Annotated in this window: 14 protein-coding genes and 1 pseudogene; 3 read left to right on the top strand and 12 right to left on the bottom strand. The window is 58.9% G+C overall.

Annotated elements, in window-relative coordinates; all coding sequences use genetic code 11:
• Positions 1 to 36: 36 nt before the first annotated feature.
• Positions 37 to 2,547, top strand: a complete 2,511-nt coding sequence (locus tag BFP95_RS28995; RefSeq protein ID WP_083207109.1) for a S8 family peptidase — start codon at positions 37 to 39, stop codon at positions 2,545 to 2,547.
• Positions 2,548 to 2,636: 89 nt separating this feature from the next.
• On the opposite strand, the gene BFP95_RS13710 is transcribed toward BFP95_RS28995, so the two are convergent.
• Both BFP95_RS13710 and purL read right to left on the bottom strand, forming a co-directional pair.
• A complete protein-coding gene (locus tag BFP95_RS13710) occupies positions 2,637 to 2,948 on the bottom strand; it encodes an NGG1p interacting factor NIF3 (protein WP_065874547.1) in 312 nt (103 codons plus the stop codon).
• Positions 2,949 to 2,952: 4 nt separating this feature from the next.
• Complete coding sequence (purL, locus tag BFP95_RS13705) at positions 2,953 to 6,849, bottom strand: phosphoribosylformylglycinamidine synthase (protein ID WP_065910309.1); 3,897 nt, start codon at positions 6,847 to 6,849, stop codon at positions 2,953 to 2,955.
• A 286-nt stretch (positions 6,850 to 7,135) separates the two neighbouring features.
• Here purL and mltF point away from each other — a divergent pair, with 286 nt between their 5' ends.
• Positions 7,136 to 8,596: a membrane-bound lytic murein transglycosylase MltF gene (gene mltF / locus BFP95_RS13700; protein ID WP_065874545.1), complete on the top strand. Its 1,461-nt coding sequence runs from the start codon at positions 7,136 to 7,138 to the stop codon at positions 8,594 to 8,596.
• A gap of 137 nt (positions 8,597 to 8,733) precedes the next feature.
• Here the strand turns inward: mltF and BFP95_RS13695 are convergent, their stop codons facing one another.
• From BFP95_RS13695 to treP, 5 genes are all read right to left on the bottom strand, one after another.
• The gene (locus tag BFP95_RS13695; RefSeq protein WP_065874544.1) at positions 8,734 to 9,015 is read right to left on the bottom strand and encodes a PTS transporter subunit EIIB; all 282 of its coding nucleotides are present in this window, start codon (positions 9,013 to 9,015) and stop codon (positions 8,734 to 8,736) included.
• A gap of 2 nt (positions 9,016 to 9,017) precedes the next feature.
• The gene (ptsP, locus tag BFP95_RS13690; protein WP_065874543.1) at positions 9,018 to 11,534 is read right to left on the bottom strand and encodes a phosphoenolpyruvate--protein phosphotransferase; all 2,517 of its coding nucleotides are present in this window, start codon (positions 11,532 to 11,534) and stop codon (positions 9,018 to 9,020) included.
• Positions 11,535 to 11,715: 181 nt separating this feature from the next.
• Entirely contained in the window at positions 11,716 to 12,936 is a 1,221-nt protein-coding gene (locus BFP95_RS13685) for a maltoporin (RefSeq protein ID WP_065874542.1), read from the bottom strand.
• 70 nt (positions 12,937 to 13,006) lie between these two features.
• Positions 13,007 to 14,653: an alpha,alpha-phosphotrehalase gene (gene treC, locus BFP95_RS13680; RefSeq protein ID WP_065874541.1), complete on the bottom strand. Its 1,647-nt coding sequence runs from the start codon at positions 14,651 to 14,653 to the stop codon at positions 13,007 to 13,009.
• 120 nt (positions 14,654 to 14,773) lie between these two features.
• A complete protein-coding gene (gene treP / locus BFP95_RS13675; protein WP_065910307.1) occupies positions 14,774 to 16,216 on the bottom strand; it encodes a PTS system trehalose-specific EIIBC component in 1,443 nt (480 codons plus the stop codon).
• Positions 16,217 to 16,455: 239 nt separating this feature from the next.
• Between treP and treR the strand changes: the two genes are divergently transcribed.
• A complete protein-coding gene (gene treR / locus BFP95_RS13670) occupies positions 16,456 to 17,160 on the top strand; it encodes a trehalose operon repressor (protein ID WP_065874539.1) in 705 nt (234 codons plus the stop codon).
• Between the two features lie 133 nt (positions 17,161 to 17,293).
• On the opposite strand, the pseudogene BFP95_RS13665 reads toward treR, so the two are convergent.
• From BFP95_RS13665 to BFP95_RS13645, 5 genes and pseudogenes are all read right to left on the bottom strand, one after another.
• Positions 17,294 to 17,536 (bottom strand): annotated as a pseudogene (locus tag BFP95_RS13665) (helix-turn-helix domain-containing protein); the annotation flags it as partial.
• Positions 17,537 to 17,721: 185 nt separating this feature from the next.
• Positions 17,722 to 19,299 (bottom strand): glutamine-hydrolyzing GMP synthase, encoded by a 1,578-nt coding sequence (guaA, locus tag BFP95_RS13660; RefSeq protein WP_064053754.1) that lies wholly within the window; start codon positions 19,297 to 19,299, stop codon positions 17,722 to 17,724.
• An 81-nt stretch (positions 19,300 to 19,380) separates the two neighbouring features.
• Positions 19,381 to 20,850, bottom strand: a complete 1,470-nt coding sequence (gene guaB, locus BFP95_RS13655) for an IMP dehydrogenase (protein WP_065874538.1) — start codon at positions 20,848 to 20,850, stop codon at positions 19,381 to 19,383.
• Between the two features lie 104 nt (positions 20,851 to 20,954).
• The gene (locus tag BFP95_RS13650; RefSeq protein WP_065874537.1) at positions 20,955 to 21,503 is read right to left on the bottom strand and encodes a sugar ABC transporter ATPase; all 549 of its coding nucleotides are present in this window, start codon (positions 21,501 to 21,503) and stop codon (positions 20,955 to 20,957) included.
• 137 nt (positions 21,504 to 21,640) lie between these two features.
• Positions 21,641 to 22,408: a sulfite exporter TauE/SafE family protein gene (locus BFP95_RS13645; RefSeq protein ID WP_065874536.1), complete on the bottom strand. Its 768-nt coding sequence runs from the start codon at positions 22,406 to 22,408 to the stop codon at positions 21,641 to 21,643.
• Positions 22,409 to 22,423: the final 15 nt, after the last annotated feature.

Genomic DNA, 22,423 nt, shown 5'->3' with positions numbered 1-22,423 from the left:
AAGCGAGCAGAGCCATGGATTTATGGAAAATTCCAAATGGCGTCGTACGAGCTTCCGCATTTCCGATTTGAAAAATTCCAAAGTGGTCGTCCTTATCAACGCCCACAGAAGGACATGAGTGGCCTATCTTCAGAGCGCGGAGAGGGTCATGGGAGCCGTCTCAGGGAAAAATTCGAATTAGCAATAACTGCGTTTTCTGGGCAGAACGGGTATTTCAGTTCCGATATTTGTGAGGGCTCGCCTGGGTTGTACCTTGAAGTTATCTTTGAGTCGGGTAGCGTACCTTCAGACCTTAACTGGAAAACTCAAAACATTAGACTTTCCGCGCTAAGAGTTTCCGAGGATGGCGGCGCCATAGGTGCCTTATACGTCCCAATAGATGCAGTTGATTTCCTAGGTGAAAAACTAAGAGAATATGCGGAGGAAAAGACACCTAAAGGAAACGCAAAAAACGATAGCAAATTCTCATCAGTAAACGAATTTACCCTTGGAAATCTTGAAACTTTATGGACAGACTCGCGCCCCTTTCCAGCCGGGCTTTCTAAACAATTGTGGTGGGAGTGCTGGTGCATTCCTACAAGAGTCGACCAGCTACGTCGCATCTGTCAAACTCTCAAATTACGAGTAAGTGAAAACCATCTCAGCTTTCCAGACACAGAAGTACTACTTATTTACGCAAATACATTGGAAATATCACTTCTTACAAATAACTCTGATGGAGTTGAGGAGCTTAGAGGAGCTACTGACAACCCATATTTTTTTACTCGGTTACCTCCCAAAGATAAATTTCATTGGACCTCCGATCTCTCAGGACGCATTAAACCTCCAGCAGCTGACAGCCCTTCGGTCTGCATTCTCGATAACGGAGTAAATCACGCACATCCTCTTTTACAACCAGCGATCTCACTTGAGGATTGTCAGTCTGTTAATCTTGACTGGGGCAGCGATGATCACCATGGTCATGGGACCAACATGGCAGGAGCGGTGCTATTTGGGGATCTGACTTACTCGCTTGCGGACCAGAGAAGCGTTAACCTAAACGCAAAGATCGAGTCTGTTAAGTTTCTACCTCCACGAGGATGGGAGCGAAACAGTCCCTCAAGCTACGGAGTGATTACCCAGTCCGCAGTAAGCCTTGCTGAAACAAGAGCACCGACACGAAATCGCGTTTACTGTATGGCAGTATCCAACGAGCATGTTTCAGGTATAAGACCTACGACGTGGAGCTCTTCAATCGACCAAATTTGCTCCGGTTCTATGGTTGGCGATTTTGATGATGATGGAGAATTGGGACCTAGGCGCCTGTTCATTCTCTCGGCAGGAAACATTCCTGACTCTTCAAATCCTGAGGATGTATCAGATCTATACGAATTTCCAATTGAAGATCCCGCGCAAGCCTGGAATGCTTTAGCTGTAGGCGGATTCACAGACAAAGTAGATTTGCAAAGCCAACCCGGATATGAAGATTGGCACCCAGTAGCTAACGTTGGCGATCACAGCCCATATAGCCGTGCCTCAATTGACTGGGAGCACTCCAAAACGCCAATCAAACCGGAAGTAGTTTTTGAAGCGGGGAACAAAGCTATAAGTCCTGATGGACGACAAATAATTTCAGGCATACCTTCCCTATCTATCCTTACTACAGGAAAGGATTTTACTAATAATCCTGTGGAAGAGTTTTGGGCGACTAGCTCAGCTACTGCCCAAGCAGCGGGTCTGGCTGCTGCTATAATGGCCCATCATCCAAAACTCTGGCCGGAGACTATACGAGCGCTAATTATTCATAGTGCTCAATGGACTCCTGTAATGCTTAGCCGACTGAAGGGAAAGAGCAAAAAGGATCGTGTGTTACTCGCCAGGCACTTTGGATACGGCGTTCCACAATTGCAACGCGCCCTTGCCTCTGCGCAAAATGATCTAGCACTAATTTCCGAAACATATATACAACCTTTTATCAGGGATTGTGATGATAACGGTCGAGAAAAGGGTGAGCCACATTTCAACGAAGTCCATTATTACGATCTTCCCTGGCCAAAGGCTGAACTGGAGCGTTTAGAGAATAGTGAAGTTCAGCTTAAAATCACGTTATCTTACTTTGTAGAGCCGAGCCCAGGAGAGATGGCGCAAGTTGTTCCCGCCAGATATCAATCATTCGGTCTACGATTCGACCTAAAAAGAAAATCTGAGACTGAGGCAGCCTTCAGGCACCGTATAAATAAGCTGGAGCGCCTAGAGAAAAATCCTCCGCCTGCCGAATCAGACAATAATTGGACCTTTGGTTCAAAACATGTCGCTGCTGGATCGATACATAGCGACGTTTGGACTGGCCCAGCTATTGATTTAGCCGCACGAGACAAAATTGCTATATATCCCGTAGCTGGCTGGTGGCGTTATAGACCTCATTTAGGGAGGTGTAACAGTCGTAGTCGCTATAGCCTTGTAGTTTCGATTTCATCAACTGAAGAAGACGTACAACTATATACAGAGATTGCCAATCTAATATCCCTCTCCGTCGAACCAGAAGTATCTATTAGTACGGACCATTAAAAATCCTCCCAAAATGAGGCATTTAGAAGCAAAAAAAAACCCGCTGACCAAACTGGCTCAGCGGGTTTCTTGTTTTTGCAGCGTGCGAGTTAAAAATCCGCCAACTGCCACACCTCATACGCCGGTGTCTCATACGGATGGCTAAGCTTGAGTGCAGCCACAACAGCCACAATCAACTCATCCGCCACCACCAACTCAACCTTCCATTCCTCAACCACTTCAACCTGGCCCACCTGCCCAATAAACGGCTGGCTGCCGTCCATCGCGCGGAATTGGCCCTGGCCCAGCACTTGCCAGGCGCAGCTATCGTAGCTGCCGATGCGTCCGCCGCCGGCGGCGAAGACGGCGGTTTTCACCGTCTCCACATGGCTGTCGGGCACGAAGAAGGCGAGCTTGTACACCGTCTTAGTTCACCCACACGCGCGCGTTGCGGAACATGCGCATCCAGGCGCCGTCTTCGTTCCACTCTTCCGGGCGCCACGAGTTCTGCACGGCGCGGAATACACGCTCCGGGTGCGGCATCATGATGGTGACGCGACCGTCGCGGCTGGTGAGACCGGTGATCCCGCGCGGCGAGCCGTTCGGGTTGGCCGGGTAGGTCTCGGTGACCTTGCCGTGGTTGTCGACGAAGCGCAGCGCCACCGTGCCGGACAGGTCGGCTTCGAGCAGGGCTTCTTCGCTGGCGAACTCGGCATGGCCTTCACCGTGTGCGATGGCGATTGGCATGCGCGAACCGGCCATGCCTTGCAGGAAGATCGAGTTGGACTCCTGCACCTGCACCATGGCAACACGGGCTTCGAACTGCTCGGAACGGTTGCGCACAAAGTGCGGCCAGAACTCGCTGCCCGGGATCAGTTCGCTGAGGTTGGACATCATCTGGCAACCGTTGCACACACCCAGGGTGAAGCTGTCGGTGCGTTCGAAGAAGCCCTGGAACGCGTCGCGGGCACGGCTGTTGAACAGGGCCGATTTGGCCCAGCCTTCACCGGCACCCAGCACGTCGCCGTAGGAGAAACCGCCGCAGGCGACGAGGCCTTTGAACTCATTGAGGTCAACGCGACCGGCGAGGATGTCGCTCATGTGCACGTCGATCGCATTGAAGCCGGCGCGGTCGAACGCGGCCGCCATTTCCACCTGGCCGTTGACGCCCTGCTCACGCAGTACCGCAACTTGTGGGCGGATGCCTTTCTTGATGTAAGGCGCGGCGATGTCCTGGTTGACGTCGAAGCTGAGCTTGGTGCTCAGGCCAGGGTTGTCTTCTTCCAGGATCACGTCGAATTCCTGCTCGGCGCATTCAACGTTGTCGCGCAGACGCTGGATCTGGAAGCTGGTCTCGGCCCACTGGCGTTGCAGCAAGCGGCGCTGGCCGGCAAACACGGTGTCGCCATTGAAAGAGATGTTGATCTCGCCGTTGTTGATCGGCTGGCCGATCACCGCCACGCAGTCGTCCAGGCCGGCGGCGCTGAATTGGGCGAGTACGTCCGGGGTCGCGTCCTGGCGCACCTGGATCACGGCGCCCAGCTCTTCGTTGAACAGGATGCCGTTGATTTCAGACGCATCCTCGGCAACGCTGTCGAGCACGATGTTCAGGCCGCAGTGACCGGCGAAAGCCATTTCCACGACGCTGGTCAGCAAGCCGCCATCGGAACGGTCGTGGTAAGCCAGCAGGTGGCCGTCGGCATTCAGGCCCTGGATCACGGCGAAGAAGGCTTTGAGGTCTTCGGCGTCGTCGACGTCCGGCGCGTGCTTGCCGAGCTTGCCATGGGTCTGTGCCAGGATCGACGCGCCCATGCGGTTCTGGCCACGGCCCAGGTCGATCAGGATCAGGTCGGTGGTGCCCTTGTCCATGCGCAGTTGCGGGGTCAGGGTCTGGCGGATGTCGGTGACCGGTGCAAAACCGGTAACGATCAGCGACAGCGGCGAGGTGACGCTCTTGTCGGTGCCGTCTTCGTTCCAGCGGGTGGCCATGGACATGGAGTCCTTGCCTACCGGAATGGTAATGCCCAGCTCCGGGCACAGTTCCATGCCGACTGCTTTAACCGTGTCGTACAGGCGTGCATCTTCACCTGGGTGACCGGCAGCGGACATCCAGTTGGCCGACAATTTGATGTCGGACAATTTACCGATGCGCGAAGCAGCGATGTTGGTGAGGGTTTCACCAATCGCCATGCGGCCCGACGCCGGAGCGTCCAGCAGGGCCAGCGGCGTGCGCTCGCCCATGGCCATGGCTTCACCGGTGTAGACGTCGAAGCTGGTGGCGGTGACGGCAACGTCAGCCACTGGAACCTGCCACGGGCCGACCATTTGGTCACGAGCAACCAGGCCGGTGATGGTGCGGTCGCCGATGGTGATCAGGAAGCTTTTGCTCGCCACGGCCGGGTGGTGTAGCACGCGTTCGATGCTATCGGCCAGTTCCAGCGCGCTTGGGTCGAAATCATCGCCCAGCTCGGCTTCACGCACGGCCGAACGGTGCATGCGCGGGGCTTTGCCCAGCAGCACTTCGAGTGGCATGTCCACCGGGCTGTTGCCGAAGTGGCTATCTGTAACAGTAAGCTGCGGCTCGGCCGTGGCTTCGCCGACCACGGCAAACGGGCAACGCTCACGTTCGCAGATGGCCTGGAAGCGCGCGAAGTCTTCAGGGCCAACGGCCAGAACGTAGCGTTCCTGGGATTCGTTGCTCCAGATTTCGTGCGGGGCCATGCCCGGCTCGTCGTTTGGAATGTTGCGCAGTTCGAAACGGCCACCGCGGTCGCCATCGTTGACCAGTTCCGGGAAGGCGTTGGACAAACCGCCGGCGCCGACGTCGTGGATGAAGCTGATCGGGTTCTTGTCACCCAGCTGCCAGCAACGGTCGATGACTTCCTGGCAGCGGCGCTCCATCTCTGGGTTTTCGCGCTGTACCGAAGCGAAGTCGAGGTCCGCCGAGCTGGTGCCGGTGGCCATGGAGGAAGCGGCGCCGCCGCCCAGGCCGATCAACATCGCCGGGCCGCCGAGTACGATCAGCTTGGAGCCGACCAGGATCTCGCCTTTCTTGACGTGTTCTTCACGGATGTTGCCCATGCCGCCGGCCAACATGATTGGCTTGTGGTAGCCGCGCACTTCATCGCCACGCGGGGTGGTGATGGACTGTTCGAAGGTACGGAAATAACCGGTCAACGCCGGACGACCGAATTCGTTGTTGAACGCGGCGCCGCCCAGCGGGCCTTCGATCATGATGTCCAGCGCGGTCACGATGCGCTCAGGCTTGCCGTACGGCACTTCCCACGGCTGTTCGAAGCCGGGGATCTGCAGGTTGGACACGGTGAAACCGGTGAGGCCAGCCTTTGGCTTGGCGCCACGGCCGGTAGCACCTTCGTCGCGGATTTCGCCGCCGGAACCGGTGGCTGCGCCCGGGAACGGGGCAATCGCGGTCGGGTGGTTGTGGGTTTCAACCTTCATCAGGATATGCACCGGCTCCTGCACCGCGCCGTACTGGCGGGTCTCAGGGTCCGGGAAGAAACGGCCGGCAACAGAGCCGACGATGACCGAGGCGTTGTCCTTATAAGCCGACAGAACGCCTTCACTGTGCATCACGTAGGTGTTCTTGATCATGCCGAACAGGCTTTTTTCCTGGCTCTCGCCGTCGATGTCCCAACTGGCGTTGAAGATCTTGTGACGGCAGTGCTCGGAGTTGGCCTGGGCAAACATCATCAGTTCGATGTCGTGCGGGTTGCGCTTCAAGCCGTTGAAGGCGTTGACCAGGTAGTCGATCTCGTCTTCGGCCAGGGCCAGGCCCAACTCGGTGTTGGCCTTCTCGAGGGCGGCGCGGCCGCCGCCCAGCACGTCAATCGCGGTCAGCGGCCTGGGCTCGGCGTGGCTGAACAGGCCGGCAGCCTGTTCCAGCTGGCTGACGATGATCTGGGTCATGCGGTCGTGCAGGCTGCTGGCGATCAACTCGGCGTCGGCATCGCTGAACTGGCCCGCGACGTAGAAGGCGATACCGCGCTCCAGGCGCTGGATTTTTTCCAGGCCACAGTTGCGGGCGATATCGCTGGCCTTGCTCGACCAGGGCGAAATGGTGCCAAACCGTGGCAGTACCAGGAACAAGCGGCCATTAGGCTCTTGAACGGGGACGCTTGGGCCGTACTTCAGAAGGCGTGCGAGCACTTGCTGTTCGTCGGCGGCCAACACGCCGGTAACGTCGGCGAAGTGAGCAAATTCAGCATACAGGCCTGTAACCGCTGGAACCTTCTGGCTCAGTTGCTCAAGGAGTTTGCTGTGGCGAAAGGCAGAAAGGGCAGGAGCGCCGCGCAGGATCAACATCTTCGGGACAGCCTCGGGAAGGGGTGTGCTTTGAGGCCGTGCATTCTAGCGTAAACCGCCGCCAACGGCACCCGAAACGCTACCGGTGGCTGCTGCCAGACGTCAGTTGCCCGGATTGCACCGCTTTTGAGGGGCCATCCGGGGTATTCCGCGCAGTTATTTTAACCGTCACAATCCCTCGCCAAGCCGCATTTCTGCGGGCTGCAGCACAGTTTTGCAAGCGCTAGCAGACAAGTCCCGCGCTGTCGAGATATGGCGCCGTGGGCCGTTTGCGTATACTGCGCAGATGTTCTCCCCAACTGCTTTGCGCCCGCGATGCGCCAAATGGCTCATCGCAACCGGACTCTTCCTGATGCTCAGCGCCTGTGTTGATAAACCCAGCACGCTCGAGCGAATCAAGGAGGATGGCGTATTGCGGGTGATCACCCGAAACAGTCCGGCCACGTATTTCCAGGACCGCAACGGTGAAACCGGTTTCGAGTACGAACTGGTCAAGCGCTTTGCCGACGACCTGGGCGTGAAGCTGGAGATCGAGACCGCTGACAACCTCGATGACCTGTTCGGCCAACTGGGCAAGCCCAACGGCCCGGTCCTCGCGGCGGCCGGCCTGGTCAGCAGCGAACAGCGCCAGACGCAGGTGCGTTTCTCCCACCCTTATTTAGAAGTCACCCCGCAGATCATCTACCGCAATGGCCAGTCCCGCCCGACAAACGCGGCAGACCTGGTGGGCAAGAAGATCATGGTGCTCAAGGGCAGCACCCACGCCGAACAACTGGCGGCGCTCAAGAAACAGAACCCTGCGATTGAATACGAAGAGTCCGACGCCGTTGAAGTCGTCGACCTGCTGCGCATGGTGGACGAGGGGCAGATCGACCTGACCCTGGTGGACTCCAACGAAGTCGCCATGAACCAGGTGTACTTCCCCAACGTGCGCGTGGCCTTCGACCTGGGCAATGCCAGCAATCAGAGCTGGGCCGTGGCGGCGGGTGAAGACAACAGCCTGCTCAACGAGATCAACAGTTACCTGGACAAGGTCGAGAAGAACGGCACCCTGCAGCGTCTCAAAGACCGCTATTACGGGCACGTCGATGTACTCGGCTATGTGGGCGCCTACACCTTTGCCCAGCATCTGCAGCAGCGTTTACCCAAGTATGAGAAACACTTCCGGGCCTATGCCAAGGAAGAAAAGGTCGATTGGCGCCTGTTGGCAGCCATTGGCTATCAGGAATCGCTGTGGCAACCGGCCGTCACCTCCAAGACTGGCGTGCGCGGCCTGATGATGCTGACCCAGAACACCGCCCAGGCGATGGGCGTGTCCAACCGCCTGGACCCCAAGCAAAGCATCATGGGCGGCGCCAAGTACCTGGCCAAGATCAAGGATGAACTGGACGACAGCATCGCCGAGCCGGATCGCACCTGGTTCGCCCTCGCCGCCTACAACGTCGGCACCGGCCATCTGGAAGACGCACGCACGCTGGCCAAGCGCGAAGGTTTGAACCCCAACAAGTGGCTGGATGTGAAGAAGATGCTGCCGCGCCTGTCGCAGAAGCAGTGGTACAGCAAGACGCGCTATGGTTATGCGCGCGGCGGTGAGCCGGTGCATTTCGTGGCGAACATCCGGCGGTATTACGACATTCTTACCTGGGTGACCCAGCCGCAGCTGGAAGGCAACCAGGTGGTCGAAGGCAATTTGCATGTGCCGGGTGTGGACAAGACCAAGCCGCCGGAAGATAACCAGCCGTTGTAAATACACTCTCCCAAACGCCACAAAATCCTGTGGGAGCCGGGCTTGCCCGCGATGGCGGCCCGTCAGTCGAAATATCCGCCGCCTGACACACCGCTATCGCGGGCAAGCCCGGCTCCCACATTGATCTCCTTTGATCTCTAGACCGAGTTCAGGCCAGTGAGCAGGTGCACAACCCCACCGGCCAACACCATCACGCCCGGCACACCCGCCACCTTCAGCGCCTGCGCATCAAGCTTCGCCGCATCCTGCAACTGCACCCGCACCCGCGTCAGTGCCATCCGCTGCTGCGACTTGAGATTATCCGCGCCACCCAATGCCCTCAGCACATCAGCCGACAACAAACCCGGCGGCGCTACCGTCTCGGCAATCAAATCCGGCGTCAGGGCCTTCCAGAACGCCTGCTGCAATTTCTCGAACATGCTCAAAGCTCCACGACAGGTGAGGTTTCAACGGTAGCCGCGTGATACTGGCGCAGGGCCTCACGCACTTGGACGGCGTCCTCCAGCCCCAACACCTGGCGGGCGATGGCCTGACAGTCAGCCAGGTCCAGCTCACGCACGGTGGCCTTGATGGTGGGGATCAACGGCACGCTGACCGACAACTCATCCACACCCAGCCCGATCAGCACCGGCACCGCCAGCGCTTCGGACGCCAACGCACCGCACACGCCGACCCACTTGCCATGGGCATGCGCGGCCTTGACCGTGGTGACGATCAAGCGCAATACCGCCGGGTGGAGACTGTCGGCCTGACTGGCCAGGCGCGGGTGGTCGCGGTCCATGGCGAGGGTGTATTGAGTCAGGTCGTTGGTGCCAATGGAGAAAAAATCCACATGGGGCGCGAAGACATCCGCCATCAGCGCGGCGGACGGTACTTCAATCATGATCCCCAGCTTCGGCAGTTCAGTGAGCCCGAGCGCCAGCGCTTCCTCTTTAAGGATTGCGCGCGCCAGGTGCAGTTCCGACAGCAGGCTGACCATCGGCAACATGATATGCAGCCGCGCAAAACCGGCACTGGCGAGGATCGCGCGGAACTGTTCGCGCAGCAGCTCCGGGCGCTCCAGGCACAGGCGGATGCCGCGCAAACCAAGGAAAGGGTTGGTCTCGGCATCCATGGGCACATAGGCCAACGGTTTGTCGCCACCAACGTCGAGGGTGCGCACCACCAGGTTGCGCTCGGGGCCCAGGGCACGGGCGATCGCGGTGTAGGTCGCCGCTTGTTCGTCGGGGCTCGGTGCGCGGTTGCGGCCCAGGTAGAGAAATTCCGAGCGCAACAGGCCGACGCCTTCCCCGCCGAGGCTCAAGGACTGTTCCACCTCCGTCAACGAAGCCACGTTAGCGGTGACTTCGACGTGATGGCCATCGCGAGTGGTTGCCGGTAGAGACGCGTGCGCCACGTCGCGCTGATGGCGCAGAGCCTGTTGTTTGCGCGTTACTTCCAGGTGTTCGATCTCGGCCGGGTTGGGGTTCAGGTGCAGCTCGCCTTTGTCGGCGTCGAGCAGGACCTGTTTGCCATTGGCCAACGCCAGCACTTGGGCCGACACGCCGCAAATCGCCGGTATACCCAGGGCGCGGGCGAGGATGGCGACGTGGCTGGTCGCGCCGCCGCCGACCGTGACAAAACCCAACACCTTGCGTGTATCCAGGCTGGCGGTCTGCGACGGCGTCAGTTGTTCAGCGATCAGGATCGCGCGTTCCGGCAAGTCCCACGCGCTGTCTTGAATGCCGAGGATCAGTTTCAGCACGCGCTGGCCGACGTCGGCCAGGTCTGCCGCACGTTCGGCAAGCAGGGCATTGCCTGAGCCCTGGAACAGTTGGGCCGTCGCGACGGTGGCACTGTTCCAGGCAAATGCGGCGCTCTTGCCGTCAGCCAACAGGCTGTGGGCTTGTTCCAGCAAGGTCGGGTCTTCGAGCAGTTCCTGATGAGCGCGGAAGATCTCTGCCTGGGCACTGCCGGCGGCCTTGTCTTGCAGAGCTTGCAGCGCTTCGTTTGCAGCCTGGAGGCCGCGCGCCAAAGCGGCATGCTCAGCCGTTTCACCCGTGCCTTGTTCAATGATAGCCAGCTCAGGCTCGGTCACTTGAACGACCTGGCCAAACGCCGAACCCGGTGATGCACACACGCCCAGCAACAACGTTGCCGACAATTCCGCCGTAACCGGCTCAGCAACGGTCGCAACCGCCTCGCCACAGCCTTCAGCCAACAAGGCCACCAGCGCGTTGATCGCCGCCTCGGCCTCCTCCCCTGCCGCGCTCACTTGCAAGGTGTCGCCCTGCACGGTTTGCAACGCCATGATCGCCACCAGCGACTTCGCATTGGCGCTCTGGGTTTGCTTGTGCAGGTAGATGCTCGCATTGAAACCCTTCGCCGCCTGGGCGAACACCGCCGCAGGGCGGGCGTGCAAACCGTTGGCGTTGGGCAAGGTCAGCGGTTTGGAGAACAGCGCATCGCCCGCCTCCTCGTCCAGCGCTTCAACCGTTTCACTTGGGGATAACTGCAACAACGGCTGGCCGACCTCCACAAGACCGTTCGCCAACAGGGTAAACGGCTCGCCGCTGACCACCAGCATCAAGGTCAGCAAACTGCGCGCATTGAGCGCCACATAATCGGCATCGAATTCGATCAGCGCTTGCCCGGCCTCCACCCGCTGGCCTTCCTGCACCCGCCGGGTGAAGCCCTGGCCCGCCAGGTTCACGGTGTCCAGGCCGATATGCATCAGCACCTGGACGCCGTTGTCGTCGGTGACGCTGATGGCATGCCCACTGTCTTGGATATTGCTGATCACCCCGGCTAGTGGCGCGCAGAGGGTCTGCGACGTGGGGTCGATGCATAGGCCGTCGCCGATCAGGCGACTGGAGAATACCGGGTCGGGCACCTTGTCCAACGCCAGCAGCACACCCGACAAGGGCGCCAGCAGTTCCAGGGGTTGAGTTGTGGTCATGGCTTCACCTGCTGTTTTGTTCTGTAAAAATCATTGGATTAATGCAAACCCCAGGACGACGACGTTCCAAAGTGGGAGCTGGCTTGCCTGCGCTAGCATCGCCTCAGTTTCCTGAAAGACCGAGTCGCCCGCATCGCAGGCAAGCCAGCTCCCACACAAAGCGCATTCACATGAGTTCGCGCTATTTCCACCAGTATTCAACTTGCACACCAACGTTCGACCCATGCCGTGCCGTGCCGTAGGAGCCGGTATCGGACAACGCCGACCCCGCCGCCCATTCATTCGCCGCGCGCTTGGCCGCTTCGTTCCACGTTGCATAGGTGTAGTACAAGCGCACTTCCGGCCGCGCCCAGAAATCCGGGCCTTTGGGCGACCAGGTTGGGGCGAAGGTAAATTTGCTCAGCTTGCGCGTGCCGCCGCTGGCGTCGACCTGATCATGCCCAAGCTCGGTGACCAGCTTGAACTGCTCGCTGATGGCGTACGCCGGGCGCACACCGAGGGACATCCAGGTCTGATCCTGGCTGCCGGGACGAATGTCCTTCTGGTACACCGCCTCGATCTGCCCACCGAAACGCGGAGTCACCTGCCAGTCGAAAAACTCGACGGCGCGGTAACTTTTGCTGCTCTTATTCAGGAAGGTATTGCCGGTGTAACCCAAGCCAGTACCGGGGCCTTCGCCGTACTGCAAGGCAAACTTGTTCTTGCCGCCCAGGAAAGGCTTTTGCACGTGCTGCGCGGTGATCGCCCAGCCGCTGTTGGTGTCACGCCCGCCCGCTTTTTCGATGTAGCTCAAGCCCAGTTCCAGCTCGCCGCCGGGGTTGGTCTTGAAGCCCGCGACGTTGAAGTCGTGACGGGTGGCGTATTCCTTCTGGTACAGGTTGTCCTTGCGGGAAATCGCGTAGCTGTACTTGAGGTCGCCGATCAGCACGTCCTCGATGCCCCCGCCCGTGGCGCTCTGGTTCCAGTAGTAGAAGTCGGAGATATGGATGTCGTTACGCTTGTAGTAACGCCGACCGGCCCACAGCGAGCCGCCATTGAGGCTGGGCAGGTTGGACCATTGCGCATACATCTGCGGCATGCGCGCGGTGCCGTTGTTCTCGCCCTGGAACTTCAGTTCACGGTCGTACTTGTTGTAGAGCGACGCCATGGCATCGACGCTGAGCACCGAGCCGTCGTCGAGGGTGACCAGATCCTGGCGCAACTCCAGTTCGCCGTACTGCTCGCATTCGTTACCCAGGCGGTATTTGGTTTGCGCCCCCGGCAGTTGGAAACACTGCTGTGGGCCGCTGCCCGTTGAAGTCCCCGCGCCACTGCGCACGTAACCGGCAAATTCCAAAGCTTGAGCGCCAATAGGCAGGCTTAAACAGGACGCAACGAGGCCCAGCTTTATTGTTGTTTTCATAAAGCACTCCGATATTTTTATTATGTTTTTTCAAAGCGCCCCGTGCTCCCACACGGGGTTACAACGGGTCTCAGTCCTTGAGGTGCAGCACAAACGATTCGTAAGGGCGCAGCGTCACCGTGGCGGTACGTTGCGGGCAGTCGGGGTAGTTGCTGATCAGCAGGCGTTGCTCACTTGCCGGATTGATCACGGTGTCCGGCAGTTGGATTTCGCAGGGCGTGCCGTAGAAGTTATTCAGCACCAGCAGGCGCTCGCCATGGCCTTCGCGCAGGTACGCCCAGACGTGCAAGTGGTCTTGCAGCAGTTGACGGTAAACACCTTCCTGGATCAGAGGCTCATGCCGCCGCAAGGCAATCAGCGCACGGTAGTGATGCAGCACTGAATCCGGGTCATCCTGCTGGCTTTCGACATTGATCGTTGAAGCATTTGCCGGAATACCGATCCAGGGCTCGCCGGCGCTGAAACCCGCATTTTCCTCGGCATTCCATTGCATCGGCGTGCGACCGTTGTCCCGCGACTTCTGCATAATCGCCGCCATGCTCGACGCCTCGGACTCGCCGGCATCGCGCTTGAGGCGGAAGATATTCAGCGTCTCCACATCGCGGTACTGCTCGATCCTGTCGAAGCCCGGATTGGTCATGCCCAGCTCTTCGCCCTGGTACACGAACGGCGTGCCCTGGAGGAAGTGCAGCGCGGTGGCGAGCATCTTGGCAGAGACCACGCGATGCTCGCCGTCATCGCCAAAACGCGAAACCACCCGTGGCTGGTCGTGGTTACACCAGAACAGCGCGTTCCAGCCGCCACCGGCTTGCATGCCCATTTGCCAGTCGGAGAGGATCTGCTTGAGTTGCAGGAAATCGAAGTCAGCTTTCACCCACTTCTGCAGGTTCGGGTAATCCACTTTCAGGTGATGAAAGTTGAAGGTCATCGACAGCTCTTTCGACTCCGGCCGCGAGTAGCGAATGCAGTGTTCGAGGCTGGTGGATGACATCTCGCCGACATTGATCAGGTCATGCCCTTCGAAGACTTCGCGGTGCATTTCCTGCAGGTATTCGTGCACATTCGGGCCGTCGGTGTAGAAACGGCGGCCGTCGCTGTTGTCTTCGGGAAAGTCGACGGGCTTGGAGATCAGGTTGATCACGTCCAGGCGGAAACCGCCCACGCCCTTGTCACGCCAGAAGCGCATAAGCTTGAACACCTCGGTGCGCACCTGCGGGTTGTCCCAATTGAGGTCGGCCTGGGTGTGGTCGAACAGGTGCAGGAAGTACTGGCCGGTTTGCGCCTCGTATTCCCAGGCCGATCCGCCGAACTTGGATTCCCAGTTGTTCGGCTGGTCGCGCCAGATGTAGAAGTCCCGGTACGGGTTGTCGAGGCTGCTGCGCGCTTGCTGGAACCACTCGTGCTCGATGGAGGTGTGGTTGACCACGATATCCAGCATCAGCTTGATGCCACGTTTGGCCGCTTCGCTGATCAGCAGGTCGCAGTCGGCCATGGTCCCGTAGCTCGGGTCGATGGCGTAGTAGTCGCTGATGTCATAGCCGTTGTCGCGTTGCGGCGAGCGCAGGAACGGGGTGATCCACAGGCAGTCCACGCCCAGCCATTTCAGGTAATCGAGTTTGTCCACGATGCCCAGCAGGTCACCGGTGGCGTTACCCGCGTGGCTGTGGAAGCTTTTGGGGTAGATCTGGTAGATCACCGAGTGTTGCCAGTTTTGCATGGTGGGTTCCTTCAGTTGATTTTTGTGCTGGCCTTGAGGGCCTCTTCGCGAGCAAGCCCGCTCCCACAAGGGGGAACGCATTTCAAATGTGGGAGCGGGCTTGCTCGCGAAGGAGGTAGTTCAGGCGACCCTGTATCCGGGCCGAACAATCTTCATGCTCAACGCACAGGTCAAAACAAACGGCACCACCATCGCGATGACCATGCCGATCACAAACACCGCGATGGATTGCGGCACGATCGAGATAAATCCAGGCAAGCCCCCCACCCCAATGGCCGAGGCCTGCACCTTGTTCAGCGCGAGGAAAATGCTGCCCAGCGCCGAGCCAACAAGGGCCGCATAAAACGGAAACTTGAAGCGCAAATTCACCCCGAACATCGCCGGTTCAGTGATGCCGAAATACGCCGAAATTGCCGAAGTCGAAGCCATGCTTTTGTCCCGCGCATTGCGGCTCATGTAGAACACCGCGAGCGCGGCGCTGCCCTGGGCCAGGTTGGACATGACGATCATCGGCCAGATAAAGGTGCCGCCCTGGGTGGAGATCAGTTGCAGGTCCACGGCAAGGAACATGTGGTGCATGCCGGTGATCACCAGCGGCGCATACAGCAGGCCGAAAATCGCCCCGCCGACCATCGGCGCCAGGTCAAACAGGGTGACCACGCCTTCGGTGATCAGGATGCCGAGGTGACGGGTCACCGGGCCGATAATCGCCAGGGCCAGCACACCGGTAACGACGATGGTGGTGATCGGCACGACGAGCAGTTGAATCGCATTGGGCACCCGCGCCCGCAACCATTTCTCGATCACGCTCATCACATACGCCGCCATCAGGATCGGCAGGATTTGCCCTTGGTAGCCGACTTTTTCGATCTGGAACCAGCCGAAAATATCGAAGTACGGCAGGCTCTGGCCGTCGAGCCCGGCCACGGCTTTGCCGTAGTTCCAAGCGTTGAGCAGGTCCGGGTGCACCAGCATCAGGCCAAGCACAATGCCAAGGATTTCACTGCCGCCGAAGCGCTTGGCCGCCGACCAGCCGACCAGCGCCGGCAGGAACATGAACGAGGTGTTGGCCATCAGGTTGATCAAGCTCCACAGCCCATCCAGGTTCGGATAGGCCTCCAGCAGCGTCTTGCCCTCGATGAACATGCCCTTGGCGCCCATCAGGTTGTTCACGCCCATCAACAGGCCGGCGATGATCAGCGCGGGCAGGATCGGCATGAACACATCGGAAAACACCCGCACCAGGCGCTGCATAGCGTTGGTCTTGTCGGCGCCCTTCTTCTTCACATCGGCGATGGTGGCGGCGGCGAGACCGGTCTGTTCGCGCAGGGCGGCGTAGACCTTTTCCACTTCGCCGGGACCGATCACCACCTGGAACAGGCCGCCGGTGAAGAACGAACCCTTGACCAGATCGACCTGGTTCAGCGCGCCGCTATTGACCAGGCTCGGGTCCTTGAGCGCCAGGCGCAGGCGGGTCACGCAGTGGGCAGCTTGCTCAAGGTTGTCACGGCCCCCGAGGTTTTCGAGGATCTCGCGGGCAATGTTCGAATAGTCGTGGCTCATGCTTGTTTTCCACTTTGATTTTTTTATTTGAGGGGCAGTCATTGGCAGCACGCCAGGGGCAAAAGTACTCGTCTGTACGAGTTAAAGCAACAACTCGTCTGTACGAGTTTGATTTTGTTTATTTCCTGTAGGCCACCGCATCGCTGCAAGCCGCATAAATCCAAGGGTCTAATGGACAAACCCCCTCTCTGCCACTAAGGTTCCTGCCTTGACCGCAACCCCGGCAAAGAGCCATCCCCATGAGCAAATACAACCAGATCTACACGGATCTGCTTGCCAGCATCACCACCGAACGCCTGCAGCGCGGCACGCGCCTTCCCTCCGAAACCGAACTGATGGACAGCTACCAAGCCAGCCGAGGCACCGTGCGCCGCGCCATCGAGCAGTTGCAGGAGCGTGGGTTCGCGCAAAAAATCCATGGCAAGGGCACATTCGTGTTGTCGCCTAACCCGATTGAGTTCCAACTCGGCGGCATCGTCAGCTTCCACGAAACCCACGCCGACTTGGGCGACGACGTACGCACTGAAGTGGTCGAGTTCACCCAATTCCCACTGGAGGGTTCACTGCTGCAGCACATCGAAGCAGAGCCCGGTACGCTGATCACCCGCATCAAACGGGTACGGCGCATCGACGGTAAACGCGTGATCCTCGACATCAACCACTTCGTCGCTGATGTGATCCCCGGCCTGGACCGCTCGATTGCCGAACAGTCGATCTACGCGTTTATCGAACAGACTTTGCAGCTGCAAATTGCCTACGCCCAACGCACCATCGAAGCCCTGCCACGCGGCAAGGACGACCAGGCACACCTCGACCTCGAAGGGCAGAGCCATGTGATCGTGGTGAGCAACCAGACGTTTTTGCAGGATGGTCGGCAGTTCGAGTACACCGAGTCGCGGCATACGTTGGATAAGTTTTACTTTTCGGATATTGCGCGGCGGTAAGCATCAACCGGGAAGATCATTGCACTGCGATACTTTTTGCCAGCCCTGCCGTCCATGCAGCAGTCATCTTCTCTCCTACCGCCGCGAACTCTGGGTGAGTGCTTCGCCGATATACAACCGATCCCTTTGACTCATCATGGAAGCTTACTGATTTCAATTCATCGAGGGTTTTGCGCCGACGTTTTGGTATGGCGGTCAATTCGTACCCCAAGCCCTCGAGGATCGCTTCGACTTTGCGAATTCCCACTTCGGAGATCGTGTTGTTCTCGCCCCCCGAAATGGTGGAGCGGCTCATGCCATGACGGTGCGCAAGCTGACTTTGTGAAAGGCCCGCTGTTTTACGGAGGCTACGGATCAATTTGCCTAACTCTTCCATATCAAAATGCCCCCCATATACTGCATGAATAGATAAATCTGAATTTATGCACCCTATATGATGCATTTCATTCTGAGTATTGTTTATCTGATACGGTTTTTGACCAAAGACTTACATGCCATAAACACAAAACCCCGGCACATGGCCGGGGTTTTGTTGTTCAGCATTTACCTGCTAACGCAGGATCATTCCCACTCAATCGTCGCCGGCGGCTTGCTCGACACGTCATACGTCACGCGCGAAATACCTTCGATCTCATTGATGATACGGCCGCTGACAGTCTCCAGCAGTTCGTACGGCAGGTGTGCCCAACGCGCAGTCATGAAGTCGATGGTTTCTACGGCACGCAGGGCCACAACCCATGCGTAACGACGGCCATCGCCTACTACGCCAACCGACTTAACTGGCTGGAAGACCACGAAGGCCTGGCTGACTTTGTGGTACCAGTCGGCCTTGCGCAGTTCTTCGATGAAGATGTGGTCGGCGCGACGCAGCAGGTCGGCGTATTCCTTTTTCACTTCACCCAGGATACGCACACCCAGGCCCGGGCCTGGGAATGGGTGGCGGTAGACCATGTCGTACGGCAGGCCGAGTTCCAGGCCCAGACGGCGGACTTCGTCCTTGAACAGTTCGCGCAGCGGTTCTACCAGCTTGAGGTTCATTTCCTCAGGCAGGCCACCCACGTTGTGGTGGGACTTGATCACGTGGGCCTTGCCGCTCTTGGCGCCGGCCGACTCGATCACGTCGGGGTAGATGGTGCCCTGGGCGAGGTACTTGATGTTGTCCAGGTGTTTGGCCTGGGCATCGAAGACGTCGATGAAGGTGCGACCGATGATCTTGCGCTTCTTCTCTGGGTCGGACTCGCCGGCCAGGTTGTTGAGGAACTGGTCCTCGGCGTTGGCGCGGATCACCTTGACGCCCATGTTCTCGGCGAACATGGCCATCACTTGCTCGCCTTCGTGCAGGCGCAGCAGGCCGTTGTCGACGAAGACGCAGGTCAGCTGGTCGCCGATGGCTTTGTGCAGCAGCGCAGCAACCACGGAGGAGTCAACACCGCCGGACAGGCCGAGCAGTACGTTGTCGGTACCGACTTGGGCGCGCACGTTGGCGATGGCGTCTTCAGCGATCTTCGACGGCGTCCACAGGGCTTCACACTCGCAGATGTCGAGGATGAAGCGCGACAGGATGCGGCCGCCTTGTTTGGTGTGGGTCACTTCCGGGTGGAACTGCACGCCGTAGTAACGGCGCTCGTCGCTGAACATGCCGGCGATCGGACAGCTCGGCGTGCTGGCCAGGATATGGAAGTCTTCCGGCATCTTGGTGACTTTGTCACCGTGGCTCATCCACACATCAAGGCCGAAAAGGCCGTCGGCGTCGATGTGGTCTTCGATGCCGTCCAGCAGGCGGCTCTTGCCGACCACGTCGACACGGGCATAACCGAATTCACGCAGCTCGGACCCTTCGACCTTGCCGCCCAGTTGCTCGGCCATGGTCTGCATGCCGTAGCAAATACCGAAGACCGGCACGCCCAGATCGAATACAGCCTGCGGGCAACGCGGGCTGTTGGCTTCGTGCACGGACTCGGGGCCACCGGCGAGGATGACGCCTTTAGGTGCGAATTCGCGGATCGCTTCGTCGTCCATGTCGAACGGATGCAGTTCGCAGTACACGCCGATTTCACGCACGCGGCGGGCAATCAGCTGGGTGTACTGGGAACCGAAGTCGAGGATCAGGATGCGGTGGGCGTGAATGTCGAGGGCCATGAAGTCAGTCTCGTCTAATGAATCAGAAACAACTCGGGGCTGAAAGAACAGCCCCGGTTACTTAACGTTTTGCTGGAAGCCTCAACCTACGCGGTAGTTTGGCGCTTCCTTGGTGATCTGCACGTCGTGGACATGGGATTCAGCCATGCCGGCGCCGGTGATCCGCACGAACTCTGGCTTGGTGCGCATTTCTTCGATGTCGGCGCTGCCGGTGTAGCCCATCGAGGAACGCAGGCCGCCCATCAGTTGATGGATGATCGCGCTCAGTGTGCCTTTGTACGGCACACGGCCTTCGATGCCTTCCGGGACGAGTTTCTCGGCGCCTGCCGAGGAGTCCTGGAAGTAACGGTCGGAAGAACCTTGCGCCTGGGACATGGCGCCCAGCGAACCCATGCCGCGGTAAGCCTTGTAGGAACGGCCCTGGAACAGTTCGATCTCGCCTGGCGCTTCTTCAGTACCGGCGAACATCGAGCCCATCATCACGCAGGAAGCACCGGCAACGATGGCCTTGGACAGGTCACCGGAGAAACGGATGCCGCCGTCGGCGATCAACGGAACGCCGGTGCCTTCAAGGGCAGCGGCGACGTTGGCGATGGCGCTGATTTGCGGCACGCCCACACCGGCAACGATACGGGTGGTGCAGATCGAGCCAGGGCCGATACCGACCTTGACTGCATCGGCGCCCGCTTCAGCCAGGGCCTTGGCCGCTGCGCCGGTGGCGATGTTGCCGCCGATCACTTGTACATCAGGGAAGTTCTGTTTGACCCAACGCACGCGGTCGATCACGCCTTTGGAGTGACCGTGGGCGGTGTCGACCACCACCACGTCAACGCCGGCAGCGACCAGGGCCGAAACGCGGTCACCGGTGTCTTTACCGGTACCGACGGCGGCGCCAACGCGCAGACGACCTTGGTCATCCTTGCTCGCCAGCGGGTAAGCCTTGGCTTTTTCGATGTCGTTGACGGTCATCATGCCCTTGAGGGCGAATTTGTCGTCGACGATCAGCACGCGCTCGATGCGGTTTTTATGCAGCAATTCGCGCACATCATTCTTGTCGGCACCTTCGCGGACAGTGACCAGGCGCTCTTTAGGCGTCATCACGTCGCGGACAGTGACTTCCATGCGGTTCTCGAAACGCACGTCACGGGAAGTGACGATGCCGACCAGGTCGCCATCGTGCAACACCGGAACGCCGGAGATGTTGTGCATGCGGGTCAGTTCGAACAGGTCACGCACGGTAGCGTCGGCTTCGATGGTGATGGGATCTTTCACCACACCAGCTTCGTAACGCTTGACCTTGCGCACTTCGGCAGCTTGCTGCTCGATGGTCATGTTCTTGTGGATGATGCCGATGCCGCCTTCCTGAGCCATGGCGATTGCCAAACGGGCTTCAGTGACGGTGTCCATGGCAGCGGAAACCAGGGGAATATTCAGCTCGATGCCACGGGTTAGGCGGGTCTTGAGACTGACTTCGTTAGGAAGCACCTCGGAATAACCGGGCACTAGGAGAATGTCGTCGAATGTCAGAGCTTCTTGGCTGATACGCAGCATCGCGGGGGCTCCCGAGCGGGAAAATGGAAGCGCGCCATTATATACATGCACCCTGTCGGGCTCAATGTAAAACTCTGACAAACTTGGTAATACTGATAGAAGGGTTAAAGCTCGACTTTGACCCAACTCATCTTCTGGTCCAGCCAATCGGCAAATTCGTCGATAAAGCTCTGCTTGAACCCCGCCTCCGCCCAGTTGTTGAAAATGAATCCCAGGTTGGAAAACCCGCATTCCTGTAGGAACAGGAACCCATTGATGTCGTCTTCATGCCCACACAGCGGGCAGGTGAAGTTATCGGTGTGGCCGGGCATCCAATCTTCCAGGCTGTCGAACAAGGCTTCGCCGACTTCCTTGCGGCATTCCGGGCAGCCGGCTTCTTCGAGAAAGCCCTTGGCCGGCGTGTAGATGCAGCGCTTGTAGATGATTTCCAGGCCGTTGATCGGCTCGTTGAACGGCAGCGCCTCGGGGTGCAGCACCACGGCGCGGGCACCATCGGCCAGGGCGTAGGCCATGCGGTTGCCGGTGCGGCCACAGGTGGTCAGCTCTTCCTTGATGATGTTCTTGCGCACCAGCCAGCGCACGATCGCCCGGGCGCGGGGTTCGTGGACGGGCAAGGTGGAGATTTTGGGGACAAGGATGCTTTGGGAATTCATGAGAGTCCTGCGGTGTGGCTACTGGCGCCATCGCGGGCAAGCCCGGCTCCCACATTTAATCGCAATCAACTGTGGGAGCCGGGCTTGTCCGCGATGAGGCCCTGAAGGCTGGCAGCTTAATCCCTGAAGAAATGAGGTCAAGTGCTCAGGTAGCGCCCGATCAAGGCAATACCGCTCGCCAGCACCAGCCAGGTCACCAATCTTACAAACGCTTCACGGGACATGCGCATCGTCAACCTGCGCCCACACCACAGCCCAAGCGCCATCGCCGGCAACAGGCACACCGCCAACATCAACAACGGCAAATCCGCATACACCCCGGCAATCAGGAACAAGCTCAGGCGCACCACCGTGCTGCAACTGATCAACGCACTCTGGGTGGCGCGCGCCGCGTCCTTGGGCAGGCGGCTATTCAGATAGATCGCGTAGAGAAAGCCGCCACTGCCGAACAACGCACCAAATAACCCGCCCACGGTGCCCATCGGAATCGACCATCCCGCCGCCAGCTGAGCCGGCCGCGCCTTTACCGCCAGGCTGTAGAGAGCGTAGGCACTGATGAACAGGCCCATCAGCAGCAATAACAGGTCCGAATGCAGGTTTAGCAAAAACACCACGCCCAGTGTGCAACCCATCGCCATGCACGGCAGTAACCGCAGCAGTTCCGGCTTGTTCACATCACGCCGCGCTTGCAGCAGGTTGCCAAAGGCCGCGACAAAATCCAGCAGCACCAGCAGCGGGATGATTTTCGACAGTGGCATAAACAGGATCAGCAGTGGCCCCGCCACCAACGCCGTACCAAAGCCGGCGATGCCAAATACGATATAGGCCACAACGATGCCCAGGCCGATGACCAACCAATCCATACCATCAAACGACCACTGGCTCATCAACTCGACCGGGCTCATGGGTAATTCCTTATT

It is taken from the genome of Pseudomonas sp. 58 R 12 (assembly GCF_900005865.1).
GTDB classification, from domain to species: domain Bacteria; phylum Pseudomonadota; class Gammaproteobacteria; order Pseudomonadales; family Pseudomonadaceae; genus Aquipseudomonas; species Aquipseudomonas tritici.
The sequence above is the reverse complement of the archived record's forward strand: the minus strand, read 5'-3'. Positions and strand labels throughout refer to the sequence as shown.

Excerpts from the sequence above, each read along its gene's own strand:
- BFP95_RS13645 (WP_065874536.1), bottom strand. The coding sequence starts at position 22,408 with ATGAGCCCGGTCGAGTTGATGAGCCAGTGGTCGTTTGATGGTATGGAT.
- guaB (WP_065874538.1), bottom strand. The coding sequence starts at position 20,850 with ATGCTGCGTATCAGCCAAGAAGCTCTGACATTCGACGACATTCTCCTA.
- BFP95_RS13650 (WP_065874537.1), bottom strand. The coding sequence starts at position 21,503 with ATGAATTCCCAAAGCATCCTTGTCCCCAAAATCTCCACCTTGCCCGTC.
- treR (WP_065874539.1), top strand. The coding sequence starts at position 16,456 with ATGAGCAAATACAACCAGATCTACACGGATCTGCTTGCCAGCATCACC.
- purL (WP_065910309.1), bottom strand. The coding sequence starts at position 6,849 with ATGTTGATCCTGCGCGGCGCTCCTGCCCTTTCTGCCTTTCGCCACAGC.
- treC (WP_065874541.1), bottom strand. The coding sequence starts at position 14,653 with ATGCAAAACTGGCAACACTCGGTGATCTACCAGATCTACCCCAAAAGC.
- treP (WP_065910307.1), bottom strand. The coding sequence starts at position 16,216 with ATGAGCCACGACTATTCGAACATTGCCCGCGAGATCCTCGAAAACCTC.
- BFP95_RS28995 (WP_083207109.1), top strand. The coding sequence starts at position 37 with ATGGCGTCGTACGAGCTTCCGCATTTCCGATTTGAAAAATTCCAAAGT.
- guaA (WP_064053754.1), bottom strand. The coding sequence starts at position 19,299 with ATGGCCCTCGACATTCACGCCCACCGCATCCTGATCCTCGACTTCGGT.
- BFP95_RS13685 (WP_065874542.1), bottom strand. The coding sequence starts at position 12,936 with ATGAAAACAACAATAAAGCTGGGCCTCGTTGCGTCCTGTTTAAGCCTG.
- ptsP (WP_065874543.1), bottom strand. The coding sequence starts at position 11,534 with ATGACCACAACTCAACCCCTGGAACTGCTGGCGCCCTTGTCGGGTGTG.
- mltF (WP_065874545.1), top strand. The coding sequence starts at position 7,136 with ATGTTCTCCCCAACTGCTTTGCGCCCGCGATGCGCCAAATGGCTCATC.
- BFP95_RS13695 (WP_065874544.1), bottom strand. The coding sequence starts at position 9,015 with ATGTTCGAGAAATTGCAGCAGGCGTTCTGGAAGGCCCTGACGCCGGAT.